Origin of the sequence: Persicitalea sp., from assembly GCF_041751555.1 — a bacterium.
Lineage (GTDB): Bacteria > Bacteroidota > Bacteroidia > Cytophagales > Spirosomataceae > Persicitalea.
Genome location: NZ_JBGSXF010000406.1, coordinates 1 through 17,351, shown reverse-complemented (window position 1 = coordinate 17,351; position 17,351 = coordinate 1). Strand labels below are relative to the sequence as shown.

Annotated in this window: 11 protein-coding genes; 4 read left to right on the top strand and 7 right to left on the bottom strand. The window is 52.8% G+C overall.

Features of this window, described 5'->3' with window-relative positions; all coding sequences use genetic code 11:
• Positions 1–161 precede the first annotated feature (161 nt).
• Together ACEW8P_RS14285 and ACEW8P_RS14280 are read left to right on the top strand one after the other, a co-directional pair.
• A complete protein-coding gene (locus ACEW8P_RS14285) occupies positions 162–1,127 on the top strand; it encodes a tyrosine-type recombinase/integrase (RefSeq protein WP_373513753.1) in 966 nt (321 codons plus the stop codon).
• Between the two features lie 169 nt (positions 1,128–1,296).
• Entirely contained in the window at positions 1,297–1,566 is a 270-nt protein-coding gene (locus ACEW8P_RS14280; RefSeq protein ID WP_373513752.1) for a cytochrome c peroxidase, read from the top strand.
• A gap of 111 nt (positions 1,567–1,677) precedes the next feature.
• On the opposite strand, the gene ACEW8P_RS14275 is transcribed toward ACEW8P_RS14280, so the two are convergent.
• From ACEW8P_RS14275 to ACEW8P_RS14245, 7 genes are all read right to left on the bottom strand, one after another.
• Entirely contained in the window at positions 1,678–2,796 is a 1,119-nt protein-coding gene (locus tag ACEW8P_RS14275; RefSeq protein ID WP_373513751.1) for a phosphatidylinositol-specific phospholipase C1-like protein, read from the bottom strand.
• A 10-nt stretch (positions 2,797–2,806) separates the two neighbouring features.
• Complete coding sequence (locus ACEW8P_RS14270) at positions 2,807–4,555, bottom strand: RagB/SusD family nutrient uptake outer membrane protein (RefSeq protein WP_373513750.1); 1,749 nt, start codon at positions 4,553–4,555, stop codon at positions 2,807–2,809.
• Between the two features lie 46 nt (positions 4,556–4,601).
• Complete coding sequence (locus ACEW8P_RS14265; RefSeq protein ID WP_373513749.1) at positions 4,602–7,682, bottom strand: SusC/RagA family TonB-linked outer membrane protein; 3,081 nt, start codon at positions 7,680–7,682, stop codon at positions 4,602–4,604.
• 306 nt (positions 7,683–7,988) lie between these two features.
• A complete protein-coding gene (locus tag ACEW8P_RS14260; protein WP_373513748.1) occupies positions 7,989–9,527 on the bottom strand; it encodes a RagB/SusD family nutrient uptake outer membrane protein in 1,539 nt (512 codons plus the stop codon).
• Positions 9,528–9,539: 12 nt separating this feature from the next.
• A complete protein-coding gene (locus ACEW8P_RS14255) occupies positions 9,540–12,875 on the bottom strand; it encodes a SusC/RagA family TonB-linked outer membrane protein (RefSeq protein WP_373513747.1) in 3,336 nt (1,111 codons plus the stop codon).
• A 170-nt stretch (positions 12,876–13,045) separates the two neighbouring features.
• Positions 13,046–13,921 carry a hypothetical protein gene (locus tag ACEW8P_RS14250; RefSeq protein WP_373513746.1) on the bottom strand — a complete coding sequence of 292 codons (876 nt, stop codon included), beginning with the start codon at positions 13,919–13,921 and terminating at the stop codon, positions 13,046–13,048.
• Between the two features lie 4 nt (positions 13,922–13,925).
• Positions 13,926–15,218 carry a YdcF family protein gene (locus ACEW8P_RS14245; protein ID WP_373513745.1) on the bottom strand — a complete coding sequence of 431 codons (1,293 nt, stop codon included), beginning with the start codon at positions 15,216–15,218 and terminating at the stop codon, positions 13,926–13,928.
• A 292-nt stretch (positions 15,219–15,510) separates the two neighbouring features.
• Between ACEW8P_RS14245 and ACEW8P_RS14240 the strand changes: the two genes are divergently transcribed.
• The gene (locus tag ACEW8P_RS14240) at positions 15,511–16,383 is read left to right on the top strand and encodes a UDP-2,3-diacylglucosamine diphosphatase (RefSeq protein WP_373513744.1); all 873 of its coding nucleotides are present in this window, start codon (positions 15,511–15,513) and stop codon (positions 16,381–16,383) included.
• Positions 16,384–16,389: 6 nt separating this feature from the next.
• On the top strand, positions 16,390–17,351 hold a 962-nt coding region (locus tag ACEW8P_RS14235), incomplete at its 3' end, for a glycosyltransferase family protein (protein ID WP_373513743.1).

Sequence of the window (17,351 nt, the reverse complement as noted above, 5' to 3'; positions counted from 1 at the left end):
AGAGCATTTAATATCTGGACAGAATCCATGTGCGCGATTCTGGTGGCCAATCTGAATAAGCGACATTTGGCGTCAATCAACTCGGTTCCTTACGTCCGATAAGATTAACTTATCGGACGTAAATAGTTTTTCGTATTTTTGGCCTGCTAAACCGAAAAACCATGCAGAACGATCTGATTGTCGAGACCAAATCCGAGGAGCTACCCGTGCTGGTCTCCCGCGAGCAGCTCGCCCAGAAAACGGCGGCCTTTTTTGCCAAGGGGGTCGAGGGGGCCGACAACACGCGCAAAGCCTACCAGTCCGACATCGCCCAGCTCACCACCTGGCTGCGCCACCGCGGGCTGCCCGAGTTGCCCGTCGACCCGGCCACGCTGGCCGCTTACATCTCCGATCTGGCCGCCACCCGCAAGTGGTCGACGATCTCCCGGCGACTGGCCGCCATCCGCCAGTGGCACCGGCTACACGGTTACGCCAATCCGGCCAGTGACGAGGCCGTCAAGACGGTCATGGAGGGAATTAAACGCAGTATCGGCACCGAACCCGAGCAATCCCCGGCTTTCGACATCGACGAGTACAAAGCCTGTCTGGCGCAAATCCCCGCCACGCCCACCGGGCTGCGTGACCGCGCGCTGCTGCTGGCCGGGTTCGCGGGCGGGTTTCGGCGCTCGGAATTGGTGGCCCTTAATATGGAAAGCGTCCAATTTACCCGAGAGGGGGCCGTCCTGTCCTACCAGGGCAGTAAAACGAATCAGTACAAGAAGAAAGAGCAGAAAGCCCTGTTTTTCAGCCCCGATCCGGATACCTGCCCGGTGCGGGCGTTGCAGGATTATATGGAAGTGCTTGATCGCGACGCGGGGCCGCTGTTCGTGCGCATTCGCAAGAACGAGCAAATCACCGAAGATCGTCTCTCGGACAAGCAGGTGGCCCGGACGACCAAAGCCTACCTTGGCGAAGGCTACTCGGCCCACTCGCTGCGGGCTTCCTTCGTGACGATCGCCAAGCTCAACGGGGCCGACGACTCGCAGATCATGCAGCAGACCAAGCACCGTACCCGTACGATGATCGACCGCTACACCCGCATACAGCAGGTTGTTCGCCACAATGCCGCTATGAAGTTGGGGCTGTGAGGCAGACCTTCTGAGAAGGTTCAAATGTGTATTGCTAGATTAGTCTCCTACAAAAATAATTTAATGAGGAGTGAGACGGCTGTTTTCGGCAACGATATCCGGGCTTTTGCCAAGATGCGGAGCTCCACGCCCCGATTGCCACTTAAGCTAGATTGCCCCACACTTTTTGATGCTCTCCAACAATCTGAACTACCGAGCCGACAACCTACTTTCCAAGGGCGCCATCCGGTTCGATACGGCAGCATCATCGCCTAGTGCAGAAAGGGCAAAGCGTGTACCGGGCGAGAAGTTATTTTCTGAAAACGCACTTTCGGGCAATGGCGAAAGGAGCTGCGCAACCTGTCATCAACCCGCTCTTTTTTTTAACGACAACTGTACCGACCCCCTAATTTTAGGACAGAATTTCCAAGTGTTAGATTGGAACGTTTTCACTTTTTAGATACTGCTTTTTCATGTCGATTCCCCGTGCCAGCAGGAACTTGTAGGGGCTTTTGTAGCCAACCCCCGAGTGGATCCTGCGGAAATTGTAGACAAAATACTCAACACCTACTTATTTGTCAAAGAAGGGATTCAGTCTGAAACACTGGTTTCCATCAAAGCTTACCTGATAGTCAGAAACAAAATGCGTACTTTTCTGATAGTAGTCTGTCGATATGATCTGAGCACCTGATTTACAGGCCGCTTCAAACTGGCTTTTATCGTTCTTTCGTGCCTGTTTTGTGTCGGCATCTGCTCGGGTGCGGATGATGTAGCCTTTCTTCACCAACTCCTGAATTTTTGCCTGATCCTTATTCGGATCATTCAAAATCATGATAGCTGCTTCGGGTGTTCCCGGCGCTGCATTGGCAAACAACACGCGGCCTTTCAGAGAAGGATGGCCTTGGATGTACGCAGTTCTTTTTTCATTTGTCTCATCCAGGATAAAAATAAATTTGCCTTTTGCTCCCTGTAACGTTGGCCAGTTCTGCTCCAGCACCGCTTTCTCTAAGGTACTATAACTTCCGCGTACCTGGTCGGGAGTAATTAAGTTTTCCTCTCCCAATTCATCCAGAATAACCTGGTCTAGTTCATCCAATACCTCAGAAGTAAACTTCTCCGGAACGGTAAACCCCTCCCTTTTAATTTCATCATCTTTGGCATTCATGGTGATGAAGACGGGGTTATGGTCAGGATTCTCCTCCGACCATTTTTTCAGATCCCGAAGACAGCTTTTCAACGTAAGGTAATGGCTGCGAAAATCTATTTCCTGGACATGGAGTATTTTAAAGCCAGGCTCCATCATCTGCTTTTCGGGATCATACGTTTTAGCCTGGGTTTTCACCCAGTCCAGCCCCTTAGGGTGCGCGTACTTTCCCCCCTTGGCATCTGCATAGATATCAATTTCCAGGCTGGCCAAACCCCTATTTAGCTGCTCCAAAATGCTGACATGGCTGTAATCCAGGCCAGACGCCAAGCTTCCGATGGTTTGCTTCAGCATCTGAAACAAGGCAGGGTCAATCGCTTGCTTATAACTGTTATGTGACCCTATTACCTGTATATGGTTCAGCGGCAGTTGCCCTGCTTCTTTCACCGTTTTACCCGCTAACGCTCCGTTGCTTACATCGGTCTTTTGGGCCGAAACAGCACCGGACAGTAAAATGCCAGTCAGTAAAATAATGATCCCCCTCATTGTTTCAGCCTCAATAACCCCGGTTTTGCACCAAAAACCCTTCCTCGCCGGAAGCACCATCGATGGCCCGCTGGGGAATCGGAAACAGCCGCTTGCTGACATCACCCTCCGTTTTCCCCGTCCAGCTACGCTCGTATTTGCCAAAGCGGATCTGATAGTTCCTTCTGAAAGCTTCCCAGTACAACTCGAATCCCGATTCACGGAAAAGAACATCGAGATTGATGCTACTGAGGGCAGCAGGAGTCTGACTGGGGCGGGCGTTTCTGGACGTTCTCAACTTATTCACGTCGGCCAAAGCCCCGGCATTGTCGCCGTTCCTCAACTTGGCTTCGGCCCGCATCAGGTAAATCTCTCCCAAACGGATTAGAACCAGATCGACGCTACTGTAGCTGCAGCAATTGGGAGCAGTGTGGCTGAACTGGTATTTTGAAAACCGGTAACCCGTGTTGTGCAGACTACCCGAACTGGTAAAATCAACGTTGCGTGTATGGTTGACGTAGGCCAGGTTGGCACCACTGGTCCTTTTGTTGATGACGGGGTATATCCTCACCTTGCCATCGCTGCAAGTCAGAATCTTGCCTCCTCCATCTTTTCTTGGCCCCCAGATGACCCCGCGAAGTATTCCCCGGTCGATCTCGAACTTGGTGGGTTCCACACAATAATAATGCTCCGAATCATTCAGTGGACTCACCTTGCTAAGATCCCTAAGCGTAGTGGGAATGACCGTATTTTCTTTGTTAAAGCGGGCATCGGCCGTAGCAGGATCTACATTGCCGTAGGCATCCACCCAGGTTTGGTAAAAATCAGGAGTGACTGCCGCCGCATCCGTTCCGCGCGTGTTGGGAAATTCCGGTCTCGGAACCTGATCACCGGATATCGACCAATAGGCCCAACGCTGGTGGTCGGTTTCGAGCACTCCCCTTTGGTCGAGTGCGAATATGAGTTCGCGGTTGGTGTGGTTGTCGTCACTAAATAAATCGAAATATTCGGGGGATAGTGAGTACGGTCTGGAAATAATCTCGCTGGTGTACTGTATGACCTTATCCATGTCCTCCTTTTTGAAGACCGGCGTACCGTACGGATCGCGATATACGGCAGCATTCAAATACAACCGGGCCAGCAAAGCCTTCACCGCATCTCTGTTTATCCTTCCAGGGCCTTTGTCGTTGTTGATGACACTCACTACCGACAGCAGCTCGCTCTCGACGTAGCTAATGGCTTCCTGCCCCCGCAGGATTTCCGATTTTTGGTTGGCAGTCTCTTTCTTGAAAACAAGTCCCCAGTTGTCGAGTGCCAGCATATTGAGGTAAGCCTTCATGGCCACCATTTCGTAGTAGCCATCCTGGGCGCTTGGATTACTGGTTCCGGCTTCCGCCTTCAGCCTTTCCGCCGCGATTACCGCTCTCGATAAGGTCAGGGTGATTTGAGTCCAGGTGTCACCCACCAGGCTATTACCTGGGGTCATCAGATGCTGGTGAACCGCAATGAACTTGCCGCCGTCAAACCAGTCCGTGCCTCCACGGTAGGGAAGGATTGCTTCGTCGGAAGCAATCTCCTGAAGTCCGAAGTTGACCGTATGCAGCCATACGCCGTGCCGGAGAAGTCCATACACCGGTGCTATCGACCCACTCACGGTTTCGGCCTGGCCGGTCCCAGTCAGAGACTCGTCGAAGATTTCCTCATTGAGATCTGTACAACCGATAAACGCGAACAACAGGGCAATGATAGGCAGGCTTTTATTGAATTTTATATTTTTCATAATCTATTGTATTTCAATGGTATTGGAAGGATATTTTTCTCTTTTTTTAGAATGTCAAATTGAGACCGAGCAGGAACGTTCTCGCCCTTGGGTACGTAAATCGGTCGATGCCAAAAGTCTGGATTCCTCCCAGGGCAGATCCCGTGTTGATTTCGGGGTCAAACCCTGAATAGTCCGTTATCACAAATAGGTTTTGACCCGTCAGCGTGAGGCTGATGCGCTGGAAGGCACTCCCCAATCTGCTCCCCGTCAGGTTCCAGTTGTAGGCCAGGGTGGCGTTGTTCAATCGCAGGAAAGAGCCATTTTCCAAGTAGCGCGTCGAGACGGTATTGGCATTGCTCAGGATCTCGTTGGGGTACTCGACGGCAAAGTCGGTGGTGTTGTTGGACTTAGCCAACTGCGCCTTACTGAACAAAGTCATGGTCGTGTGATTGTACACCTTGTTTCCTGCAACCCCGTTGAAGTTCAGACCCAGGTCAATAGCCTTGTACTTGAAATTGAGGTAGTACCCGTAGATCAGCTTGGGAATCGCACTGCCCACCACGAGGCGGTCATTGTCAAGTACACTACCGTCTCCGTTGGTGTCCCGGAATATGTTTTGGCCTTTTTCAGCACTGATGCCGTCAAACTGGTACATATAGAATGCCCCGATCGGCTCATTGTTGACATAGCCGTTGATGGTCGCGCCCGTCTGGCCGGAACCCTGCGCCGCCCCCGTGGTCAGGATCGCGTAGGGTGAATCCTTTACCTGATTCTGGATATAAGTGATATTACCTCCAATATTGTAAGAGAAGGCTCGCTGCGGGGTACTGCGGTAATTCAGGCTCAGCTCGACGCCGTTGTTCTGGATGAGCATATTCGGGATGTTGTTCCAGTAGGTGGAGGTGGGCTGAACAGGATCGCTGGGAACGACCTCCAACAGTATGTTGGAAGATTTCTTGTTGAAATAATCCAATGTTCCCGTCAACCGGGAATTGAATAGTGCGAAATCGATCCCTGCGTCCACCTGAGTGGACACCTCCCATTGCAAGTCCGGGTTGGCAATTCGCGTAAATATGATTCCGTAGGGATAACTCTGCAACGAGGAGGCATCGGTACCGATGGGATAGGTGCTGATGCTACCGGCACCCGTCTGCAATCTTTGCTCCAGATAACTGGCTTTCGTAATCTTGGAAGGAATCTCCTGGTTGCCGGTCCGGCCCCAGCTTGCCCGCAGCTTCAAATTGCTGAAAACCGAGTTGGCCATGAAATCCTCGTTGCTGATGTTCCATCCCACCGCAAAAGAAGGGAAAAAACCGTACTTGTTGTTCTCCCCAAACTTGGAGGAACCATCGGCCCGCATCGTGCCGGTGAACATATATTTATTGGCATATATATAGTTCACTCTGCCAAAGTAAGACTGTAGTTCGTTTTTAGTGGCCTGCGAGTTCACCGAAGTAGGAAACGTAGTCGTACTGGTGTGGTCTTGGTAGATAGGCTCGATGTTGTTACTGGCAAAACCCCGGTAGGTCGTTATTCTGGTTTCGTCCAAAAATTTCTGAAATGAATGTCCGGCCAATACGGTAACGTTGTGGACATCCTGGTTCCAATTATAGTTAAGCGTATTCTCGATAAGTTGGTTGGTGTTTCCGTTCGCGGCAAAATCCAGGACCCCGTTGGAGACGTCGGACTCATTGACCACCGCCGCATTTGGTATGTACTGTTGATTTCGGTTGGTGGCGGAATAATCGACCCCGAAGTTCAACTTGTAGGTAAGGCCGTCGACTATCTCGATGGACGGTGAGATGCTTGCCAAAATGCGGTTACTGATGGCATTGTCGCTGAACAAATCATACCTGGCGAGTGGATTCAGGGCATTGGTGTTCAACAAAGTGGGCTTGCCGTCCGTGTACGGGGCCACCGTCGGATTCAAGCTGAGCATATCGCTTATGGTGGACGTGATGCTCGGGCGCAAGTTTTCGGTGCGGGAGGCCGTAAGGTTATAATCTATGTTCAGCCTGCCGTTGAATGCTTTTTGGTTCAAATTCAGCTTTCCCGAATAACGTTTCAGCCTACTGTTCTTCAGGATTCCTTCCTGATTCTGGTAGCCCAGCGACGTGAAATAGGAAAAATTCTCGCTGCTGGCTCCGCTCATCGACAAGTCGAGATTGTTCGATACACCCCGCTGCGTCAATTCATCCTGCCAGTTCGTATTTGCGCCGAAGTCTTCCAGTTTTCCACCCACGGCCACCACCTGCCTGCGGAAAGCGTCAGCATCGAAAACAGCTATTTTGTTGGCCATAGACGACACAGCAGTGGATGCTATAAAATTAATTTGTGGTTTTCCCTTTCCTTTCTTGGTGGTGATTACAACCACTCCATTCGCTGCTCTGGAACCATAGACCGCTGTGGCACTGGCATCCTTCAGCACATCGATATTTGCAATATCGTTGGGATTTATAAAGTTCAGGGGATTGGTGGGAACGCCGGTAGAAGAATTGTCCAATAAAAATCCATCGACCACGTAAAGCGGCTGAGTTCCAGAACGCAAACTACCGATACCCCGGATAATTATATTCTGGGCCGCTCCGGGTTCACCACTATTTGCGGCGATGGAGACACCGGCCAATTTGCCCTGCAAAAGTTCACCTGGGTTCGTTACCACACCTTTGTTGAAACTCTCACTGTTAACGGAAGCAATGGACCCGGTAACATCTGACCTTTTTTGGATACCGTAACCAACTACGACCAGTTCTTCCAACTGCTTGGTGTCGACGGACAGCGTAACGTCATTGGTGGCGTTTGTTACGACAACCTCTTGGGTGAGGAAACCAACCATTGAAAAGACCAGGGTTTCGTTGCGGTTGGCTTTGATAGTATAGCGACCACCTGCATCCGTGGTAGTACCGTTTGAAGAATTCTTAACCAGTACAGTTACGCCAGGCAGAGGCCCTTTTTCATCCCGAACCGTTCCTGAAACTGTGATTTCTTCAACCTTGACCACTTGCTGGTCGACAAACAGTACTTCACTGCTACCCGCACAATCAGTTGCATAGGAGCGATCTGGAAAGAATAATGTCGTTCCACAAAGAACTGTCGCAAGGAAAACAGGTCTTAATTTGAAGGGTGTGCTAGATTTCTTTTTCATACATTTTTATGGATTTCAAATAGTGGACGTGGCTGTTGCCTCTTTACAAAAAGTGGGAATGTTCGGGGTACGTTTTGTACAATAATATGTATTACGAAATAACCGGAAGAGCATTACTTGGTTATCTTTTTGCTGTTATCAAAATATTAATTAAATACCCGTTTTATTAAAAAATTATTAAAAATTCTAAAATAGAAGAAATAGGGTCGGTGAAGTAGATTTTATTCAAAACAAAATTTAGTAGAAAGGGCCATCCTGTCTTTCAATCAGATGGCCCTTTCTACTAAAAACACTAGGCTTCTAAAATCAATACCCCGGATTCTGGTACATCCGCTCGGGATTCAATTTATTTTCATCAAACGGAATGGGGTAATACCGATCCTTCGGTCCGAAATTCGACAGCTTGGCGATCCCGTAGTCCGCCTGGCTTTTGGATTGGAAAAATTTGGCCAATTCGTCGTTGGTGAAAAAGCGCAGAAGGTCGAACCAGCGCTGGTTCTCGAAGGCCAGTTCCACCCGCCGTTCGTGCAGAACGGCGAGTTTCAGGGTGGGGAATTTGGCGGCGTAGGCCGGATCGCTTTTGGCCGTTTCGTACAGCGGAAGCCCGACGCGTTCGCGCACCTGGTCGAGGTAGCCGATGGCGGCGGTATTGTCACCCAGGTACAGGTTTACTTCGGCCAGCATCAGGATTACATCGGCGTAGCGGAGCAGAACCCAGTCGTTGCCGCCGTAGCCGTTGGTACCCGCTGCCGCGCTATTGTCGCGGAATTTGGTGATGAAGTAATCCTTCACAATCGGGTCGTCGGCGTATTTGACCGAGAAATCCTTGCGCACGTCGCCCTTCTCGTAGGCTTTGACTAAATCGGGCTGGACATTGGTACCTGAACCCGTGGACTTGAACTGCGAGTTGATGGTCTCGCCCCTCGCCTGGTTGTTTCGGGCGATGGAAGATGAGTACACGGGATCGCCTTGCTTGTTTACGATTTGGAAAATTGCCTCGGGATTGGTCGTTTTCTTGCTCACGTCGAACACATCGGCGTAAGGGATTTCTCTCAACCGACCGAAGGAACGCATATTGTAAGCCGCCAGCAGGGAAGCTTTTGCCTGGTTCAAATTCGTGCTCCGGTTGGCGGCGTCCAGCGTAGTAGCCATCGTCAGATACACCTTGCCCAGTAGCGCGTTACCCGCCGACTTTGACACCCGGCCCTTATTGGCAGCGTTGGGCAGGTTAGGCAGCGGGCTGGCCACGACATCTTTCAGGTCGGCCACAATCTGCTGATAGACCGTTTCCTTCTTTTCGCGGAATGTGCTGGCCGTCACCTCGTCGGTGGTATTGAGTGTTTTGGTCACCAGCGGCACGTCGCCCCATTTGCGCACCAACTCGAAGTACATCAGCGCCCGCAGAAACTTGGCCTCGGCTTGGTACTGCCCTTTCAATTGGGCATCGGTGAAAGTCACCTTCTCGATTCCCTCCAACACTTGGTTGGCGCGGGCGATGGTTTCGTATAAGGCGAGCCAGTGCCTTTTCAAATATGTATTGCTTGGCAGCAGCGAGAAGTCGTTGAACTGGAACGGCTCCCCGGCGTTCGACTGGTTGTCGTTGCGCCCGGCGTTGTCCGAGCGCTCTTCGTTGAATAAGGCGCTGGTCTCGCCGATGTTGTTACCAGAGCGCAGCGATTGGTAGATACCGTTGACGCCCAGCAGCACGTCGTTTTCGTTGCGGTAGAACGTGGAAGCCGCTACGGCGTTGGGATCCTGCAAGTCGATGAAATCGGCGGAACAAGAACTGAGAATCGCCAGGGCAAAAGCCACCGCCGTGATCTGAAAAATATGTTTTTTGTTCATAAGGTTTTTTGCTTAAAAAGTGATTTTCGCCCCAATATTATATGCCCGCGCCAGCGGGTACTTGCCGTAGTCCACGCCGGGCGTCAGGTTGGCCCCGTTGTTGTAGTCCACTTCGGGGTTATAGCCCAGGTACTTACTGAACGTGAAGGCGTTGTCGGCACTTACGTAGAGCCGCAGGTTACTGATGGCGTTGCGCGTCAGACCGGAAATGTTCGGGACGTTATAGCCCAGCATCAGATTGGTGCAGCGCAGGAACGAACCATCCTGTAGGTAAAAAGTCGAAAGTCGGGTGCTATTGCTTTGGGTACCGCCGCGCGCGGCGCGATAGACGCTGCCGTCGCCGGGCTGCTCCTCCGAGCGGTAGCGGTTCACGACTTTCTGGTACTGGTTGCCCGAGGCTTCCATGTTGAAGAGGTAGTAGTCCTGCCCGTCGAGGACCTGGTTGCCTTGGCTACCATTGAATGACGACGTGAAGTCGAGATTCCAGTACCGGGCCGAGAGCGAGAATGCGTAAGTAAACTTGGGGTAAGGGCTACCGATGACGCGCTTGTCGTTGTCGTCCACCACGCCGTCGCCGTTGACGTCCTCGAAGTACAGGTCGCCGGGGCGCAGTGGGTTGGACGAGGCCAGCGAGCGGGCCGGGCCTTTCAGGTTGTAGCCCTCAGGAAACGACTTAGTGGACGTGTTGTAGTTGGCGTTGTCGGTCGCGATGTTCTCCATGTCCGCTTCGCGCACCATCCCCTTCACCTTGAAACCGTAAAACATTCCGATGGGCTGGCCTTCCTGCGTGATGTGCGTCAGGTACGAGCGCTCGGCCCCGTTGGTGATGATCGTGTTCGCGCCGCCCATGTCCAGGACTTTATTGCGATTCAAAAAGATGTTGCCGCTGACGTTGAGCGTAAAGTCACGGGTGGCGATGGCCCGTGCGTCCACCTGCACGTCGAAACCTTTATTCTCCACTTTGGAGTCGCGCAGGTTGGTCAGGATGGTGGAGGTACCCGAGATGGCCGAGATGGGTTGATAAAACAGCAGGTTGAACGAGCGGCTGAGGTAGTAGTTGGCGATGATCGACAGACGGTCATTGAGCAGACCAAGGTCGGCTCCAAAGTTGAACTGCGAGGTGGACTCCCAGCCCAAGTTCAAATCCTTGATGCCCTTAGCCCAGACAGCGGTATTGACCGTGCCGTTGCCAAAAACTGCGCCGCCCGGCGTGGCGATGGTTTGCAGGAAATTGTAGTTACCGATGTTGTTGTTGCCGCTCAATCCCCAGCTACCGCGCAGTTTCATCGTCGAGCCTTCGCCCAGCCAGCCGTGGTAAAACGATTCGTTGGAAATATTCCAGCCCGCCGACACCGACGGGAAATTGCCCCAGCGGTTGTTGGGGCCGAAACGCGACGAGCCGTCGGTGCGGAAGGAAGCGGTCAGGTAGTAGCGGTTGTCGTAGTTGTACACCGCGCGGGCGAGGTACGAAAGCAGCGTCCAGTCGGTTTTGCCCGTGCCGTTGAGCATCGAAAAATTGGTCGCGTCCGCGCCTTTGGCCGTAATTTCCTCGATGCGGTCGTTCTGGAAGCCGTTGGCTCGCACCGCCAGTACGTCACGGCTATTTTTCTGAGCGGTGTAGCCCGCCAGCGCGTCGAGGTTGTGGAGGCCGAATTGCTTGCGGTAATTGAGTATGAACTCGGCGAGTTGATCCACTTGCGTCAGCATCTGCGACTCGGCGTAGGCGGCGGCCACGGCCTGCGGCGAGCCGGGTGGATTGGCCCCGCTGCTCAGGCTGGTCGGACGGTAGAATTCGTACTTTTCGGAATACGTCTGCATACCCAGGTTGACCTTGAAGTTCAGGTTGGGCATGATTTCGTAGGTCGCGAAGCCGTTGTAGGTGCCGCGAAGCCCCCGGCGGTTGATGTGCGTCTCGGTCGCCAGGGCCACGGGGTTCTCGATGGATTGCAGACCGAAAGACGAGTTGCGGGAAGCCGCCTCGTTCTTCGACAGGGTACCGTCTTCGTTATATGGTTTGAAAATGGGCATATAAATCAACGCCCCCAGAATCGGCCCCTGGTTGAAGCGCCCTTCCTGCACTTCCTCATTCGTGTTGGAGGTAACGGCGAGGTTGGCTCCCACTTTCAGTTTTTTGGTCAATGCCGCATCCAGGTTCGTGCGAAAGTTGAGCCGCTGCTGGCTGGTGCCGAGGATGATGCCGGGCTGGTCGAGGTAGCCGCCGCTGAGGGCGTAGCGGACGCCGTTCTTGCCGCCCGTGAAAGAGAGGCTGTGTCGCTGCACCAGCGCGTTGCGGTAGAGTTCGTCCTGCCAGTCGGTGTCGTACTGGGCGGGGCGGGCGGTTTGGCTGGCGAAATTGTAGAGTTCCGTAGGGATGCTCACGGCCCCGGCACTACCCACGTTCTTGATGCGCGTAGCGTTGTCGTCGGAGTAGTTGGCCGGGCTGAACGGCTTACCGGCGTTGACCGATAAGTCGCGGTAGGTGTTGTTGCGGGCGTCGATGAGCAGATCGGTGAATTCGGCGGAGTTCAGCAGCTTCACCTTCTTGCTCAACTGGTTGATGCCGAACTGGTAGTCGTATTCCAGCTTGCCTTTGCCTTCCTTGCCGCGCTTGGTGGTGATAAGTACCACGCCGCCCGCCGCACGGGAGCCGTAAATCGCCGCCGAAGCGGCATCTTTCAGAATGTCGATGGATTCGATGTCGTTGGGGTTGATGAAAATGTCGTTGCCCGCCGGGTAGCCGTCGATGACGTACAGCGGATCCGAGCTGGCGTTGACCGAGCCGATGCCCCGCACCCGGATTTTTGTGGTGTTGTAGGGTGCTCCACTCACCTGCGACACCTGCACCCCGGCTACCTTACCGACTAACGCTTGCCCGATGGTCGGCGTAGTCAGGTTGAGTTCCTTGGCCTTCACGCTGGAAACCGCGCCCGTCAGGTCGCTCTTGCGCAAAGTCTGGTAGCCCACGGCCACCACCTCGTTGAGCATGAGCGCGTCCTGCACCAGCGTAATGTTGATAGTTGACTGGCTGGCCACCGGGATTTCCTGGGCGATGAAACCCACGAAGGAAAACACCAGCGTCGCGCCCGCCTCAGCGTTCAGGGCATAGCTTCCTGCTTCGTCGGTAGCCGTTCCCCGGCTGCTGCCTTTTTCCAGCACCGTCACGCCAATCAGCGGCTCACCCGCTTCGTCCAAGACTTTGCCCGACACGGGAATCAAAGCCCGCCGTTCTGTACTAACCCGCCCGGAGGCGTCTTTTTCCATTACTCCCGCTTGGCCCGGAAGCGTGGCTCCGACCAGCACCCCCCCCGACAGCACGTAGGGCGCGATCGCTAGTAGTTGTTTTTTCATAACCGCCTCAAATCATTTTTTTGGACAAAAACAATAAAAAAATACACTCGAATCCAAACGGAATAACCTAACTAAGTCATTCGATTTGAGCGCAAATGTATTTTCGGACGATTACCCCGAGGGAAGGAAACGATTAAGAAAACATGAAATTTAGGGGGCAGTAGTGCTCACTATTTAACATTCACAAAATGTACGTTGCTTCGGCGTGAGGAGGTGACGGCGATTCCTTTTCCGCCCTTGCCCAGCGTGGTGAAGCCTTCCAGTTCATCGGCTTTCTCAATATCCTGCGTAGTGAGGACGTGGGCTTTTCCGGTGGATAGTGATTTTTCCAAATCCAAAAACGTAAAGCGCCACTTGCGGCCTTCGATCTGGTTTTGGATTAAAACCAAGATTCCTTTTTCTGGCATCCAGTGAATATTTTGTACCCACGGCCCACAGGTAAATTTTTTGTACAAAACGCCAGGCTCTGAAGTTTTTTCAGCGGTTTTCAGTTTTTCAGGATCGTAAAGCCGCACCTCGTTGCGCTTGTCGCCGTAGTCGGCGGTGGCGACGTACCATTTATTTTGGTACTGTACGTACTCAGGGCGGGTTCCTTGGATGCAGGCGTCGTCCTCAATGGTCTTAAGGAGATTTCCGTCCAGCGTTCCCTGTTTTTTCAGCCCGGCCCAATTCACCTGGTAGATGACCGCTTTCCACAAAGTACCCTCGGGATTGAGGCGAATGCTGTTGCCCAAGAACACGGGTTGTCCCGGCTGGTAGGCGATGCCTGTCGGGTGGTTGATAACATCCTGGCCATTTACGGTAAAACGGTATTCATTTCCTGAATACAGCAGAGAATCACCGTCCACGACATATTCCCGCACCATACCCACCTCGCGGTCGCCGTAGAGATAGACTTTGTCGTTGATGAAACTCACGCCCTGGCAGGCACCGAGCGAGTCGATGGAAAGGGATTTAGTTAGTTCGAGGTTTTGGGGTAGAAGCCGGACGGCGGCTACTAAGCCCGACAGGGCTACGAAAATAATGAAGCGGGGCAATTTTTTCATGATGCTAAGGATCAAGGGGTTCATCGTGGTCTATTTGCAAGGAATTCAATAGGGGAAAAAACTCCAGGTCGGTATCGCTCAGCCGCTCGCCGAGGCGATAGGGCAGGTAGCCCAAATCGTGGCGGCAGCGGTCGGCGAAAACGTCGTTGGTGATGTAGAAACTCTGCGAGCGGGTCGTCGTTACCAGGCAGGGCTTTTCGATGGGCATCCCGTAGCGGAAGAGCAGCCGGACAGTATTACGGATGTTGGTGGTCGTGTGGCGGGCGTGGGGTTCCAGGATAATCGCTTCCTGGGGGACGTGAAGTTCCTCCATGAGGTACTTTTTCATTTCGTAAGCCTCGCTGTACTTCGTCTTGAAAGGATGCACCCGCCCGCCGGAAACGACAATGAAGGGAGCCAAACCGTCGAAGTAGCGCAATGCCCCCAGTCGGCAGCGCAGCATTCCGACCGAACTCAGCGCCACCGCCGGGTCGGAAGGCCCGGAACCTGGCACGAGGATGAGACTGTATCTGAATTTGTCCCAGTTGTTGAGCGAATCCAATTTGTGTGCCGCCCGTACCGCAGACTTATTCTCGGTGTAGGCCATTGGTTCAAAATCAGCCGCTTCGTGGCGGCCGTTTACTTCCAGAAACGTAAGCGCGTACTGCATCGAAGGGCCGAAAAATAATTGCCCTTTATCTTCCTGCCGAACGGTTTCGGTCACGTCGTAGGCCAGCGTCCCTAAATTGCGTGACTTCACGTCGAAGGCGATAGAGTCAATGGCGGGGTAGTTGGGCTTTTTGCCCTCGGCGTAAACCTCCAGCAGGTGGTTGAGGCCCCGCGCCTCCAACTCCCAGGCTTTGACCAACAATTCTTTATTGAGAAGCGAATCATACAAAACATAGGTACCCGACGGGACGAGGTGTTCCCTCACAATTTTGCCTAAACCGTTGTCCTCTTTGTAAAGCGCAAAGAGTCGCCCACTCACCAATTCGATTTCGTCCTCCGAGAATTTCATCGGCCCGGTATAGCAGCCTGCATCACTGCCGCATTCCTTGACCGCCTGATTTAGGTGATCGTTCTTTTTCTTATACAAGCCGCGCAAGACGGAATCGGTTGACAGCATACGCGATGCCTCCTGACTTTCCAACAAGCTGAGGGCGTAGAAATTTTTTAGCTGAACAATGGATGGACTGTATATAAATTCGTAGTCGGCCCGAGGGCTGGTTACCTGAGCGAAAATCGAGCCGAGTGAAAGGTAGATAACTAGTACGGTCACACAAGGCTTCAAAGGCCGGAGAAGGTCGAATCGATTCATAGCCCCAAAGGAAACCTCGGCGTGTTATATGAGTATTACCGGAGTGTTATGGTTTTTATCCGATAGCAATTTCCGTTTGCCAAAGCCTTGCTCGACAAATGATAACAAGGCTTTGAGCATTCAAAAAAATGAAGCAGTTGCGGAACGGCTCTTCGGGTGGTTGTTAGGGGTAGCATGTAATTAGTTCAATATTAGGTCATTGTTACGCAATTCATATTTAGTAACCGAAAATTTCACGTTATTTTTATAATCCTCTAACGGTCAGGTAATATACGCGCTGCTTATTTGTAGCATGATTAAACAGACCGAATTTCGGACCATCGTCATCTCCGACCTGCATCTCGGTACAAGCGGTTCAAAGGCTAAGGAAGTCACGAATTTCCTTAAACAATACACTTGCCAAAAACTCATTCTGAACGGTGACATCATCGACGGATGGCAATTGAAAAAGTACGGTACCTGGAAACGTCGGCACACCGCCTTTTTCAAAACCATGCTCAAAATGATGGATGAGTACCACACGAAGGTAATCTACCTGCGGGGCAACCACGACGATTTTCTCGACCAGATCATGCCCCTGCGGCTGGGCAAGCAGTTTCAGATCAGGAAAGACTACATCCTGAAATCCGGCAGCAGGCGATTTTACATTACCCACGGCGATGTCTTCGACTCCGTGACGACGGGTTTCAAATGGCTGGCCTACCTTGGTGATACGGGGTATACATTTTTGCTTTGGCTCAACAAAGTCTATAACAACTACCGTACGACTCGCGGCCTGCCTTATTACTCGCTTTCGCAGAAAATAAAGCAGCGGGTGAAGAAGGCGGTCAGCTATATCTCGGATTTTGAGGAGAAGCTCGCCGAGCTGGCCCGCAGCCGCGATTGTGACGGTATCATTTGCGGCCACATTCACCAACCCGCGATTCGTGACATCGACGGTATCCTCTACATGAATTCCGGCGACTGGGTGGAATCATTGAGCGCGCTCGTGGAAGATTTCGACGGAAATTGGAGCCTACTTTACTACCACGACTCGAAAATACGCGATGAATCGGTCGAGGATGGGACGCCAGTCTCCGAATTCTTCGGGTACAAAGAGCGATTGGTGGCGTTTAGACCTCCTGTGGCGCGTGAGGAGGTGGAAGCTATTCGAAAAATAAAATAACCTCCCATGAAAGTCGTATTCATCGTGCAGGGCGAAGGGCGCGGACACTTGACCCAGGCGATTTCGCTCGGCCAAATACTGCGCATCGCCGGGCATCGCGTAGCGGCCGTGCTGGTCGGGAATGCCGAAGGGCGCGAGATTCCCGCTTTCTTAACCGACCAGATCGACGCCGAGATCCACACATTTCTCAGTCCTAGTTTGGTCTATGACCATGAAAATGGGAGTATTTGCGTTGGCCGTACCGTACGAACGCACCTCTTACGATCGGGCAAGTACCAGCGCAGTCTGCGGGAGATTCACGCGCACATTTCAGCAATTCAGCCCGACCTGATCGTAAACTTCTACGATGTGCTAGGTGGTCTTTATAATTTTTTTTACCGCCCGACCGCCCCAATGGTGTGCGTCGCGCATCAGTACTTGCTACTACATCCACAGTTTCCTTTTCCCAGGAATAGCGGGTTTGACCGCCGGATTGTCAACTTAAACACCCGTCTGACCGCGATGGGAGCCGAGCGGAAACTGGCGCTCTCGTTCCGCCGCTACGAAGCGCGGGAAACGGTGCCGCACCTGAGCGTCTTCCCCCCACTGCTGCGGCGGGAAGTCAAACAACTGACGCCCACGAACGGAGATTTCGTGCTCGCCTACCTCACCCATCCCAGCCTTAGCCCACAGATTATCGCCTGGCACAAACAACATCCCGAACTGCCACTGCACTGCTTCCGCGAAGACCCCGCTGCGCCTGAGGTGGTGCGCATCGACAACACGCTCACGTTCCATCAACTCGACGGACCGAAGTACCTGCGCATGATGCAGACCTGCCGGGCGCTGGTGAGCACGGCGGGTTTCGAGTCAGTATGCGAGGCCATGTACCTGGGAAAACCCGTGCTGATGGTCCCCGTACCCAAACATTTCGAGCAAGCCTGTAACGCCATCGACGGTGTGCTGGCCGGGGCCGGGGCTTCCTGCCG

What these genes read in the sequence shown, in the direction of transcription:
- ACEW8P_RS14260 (WP_373513748.1), bottom strand. Translation starts at nt 9,527, where the DNA reads ATGAACAAAAAACATATTTTTCAGATCACGGCGGTGGCTTTTGCCCTG.
- ACEW8P_RS14270 (WP_373513750.1), bottom strand. Translation starts at nt 4,555, where the DNA reads ATGAAAAATATAAAATTCAATAAAAGCCTGCCTATCATTGCCCTGTTG.
- ACEW8P_RS14240 (WP_373513744.1), top strand. Translation starts at nt 15,511, where the DNA reads ATGATTAAACAGACCGAATTTCGGACCATCGTCATCTCCGACCTGCAT.
- ACEW8P_RS14265 (WP_373513749.1), bottom strand. Translation starts at nt 7,682, where the DNA reads ATGAAAAAGAAATCTAGCACACCCTTCAAATTAAGACCTGTTTTCCTT.
- ACEW8P_RS14285 (WP_373513753.1), top strand. Translation starts at nt 162, where the DNA reads ATGCAGAACGATCTGATTGTCGAGACCAAATCCGAGGAGCTACCCGTG.
- ACEW8P_RS14280 (WP_373513752.1), top strand. Translation starts at nt 1,297, where the DNA reads ATGCTCTCCAACAATCTGAACTACCGAGCCGACAACCTACTTTCCAAG.
- ACEW8P_RS14275 (WP_373513751.1), bottom strand. Translation starts at nt 2,796, where the DNA reads ATGAGGGGGATCATTATTTTACTGACTGGCATTTTACTGTCCGGTGCT.
- ACEW8P_RS14250 (WP_373513746.1), bottom strand. Translation starts at nt 13,921, where the DNA reads ATGAAAAAATTGCCCCGCTTCATTATTTTCGTAGCCCTGTCGGGCTTA.
- ACEW8P_RS14245 (WP_373513745.1), bottom strand. Translation starts at nt 15,218, where the DNA reads ATGAATCGATTCGACCTTCTCCGGCCTTTGAAGCCTTGTGTGACCGTA.
- ACEW8P_RS14255 (WP_373513747.1), bottom strand. Translation starts at nt 12,875, where the DNA reads ATGAAAAAACAACTACTAGCGATCGCGCCCTACGTGCTGTCGGGGGGG.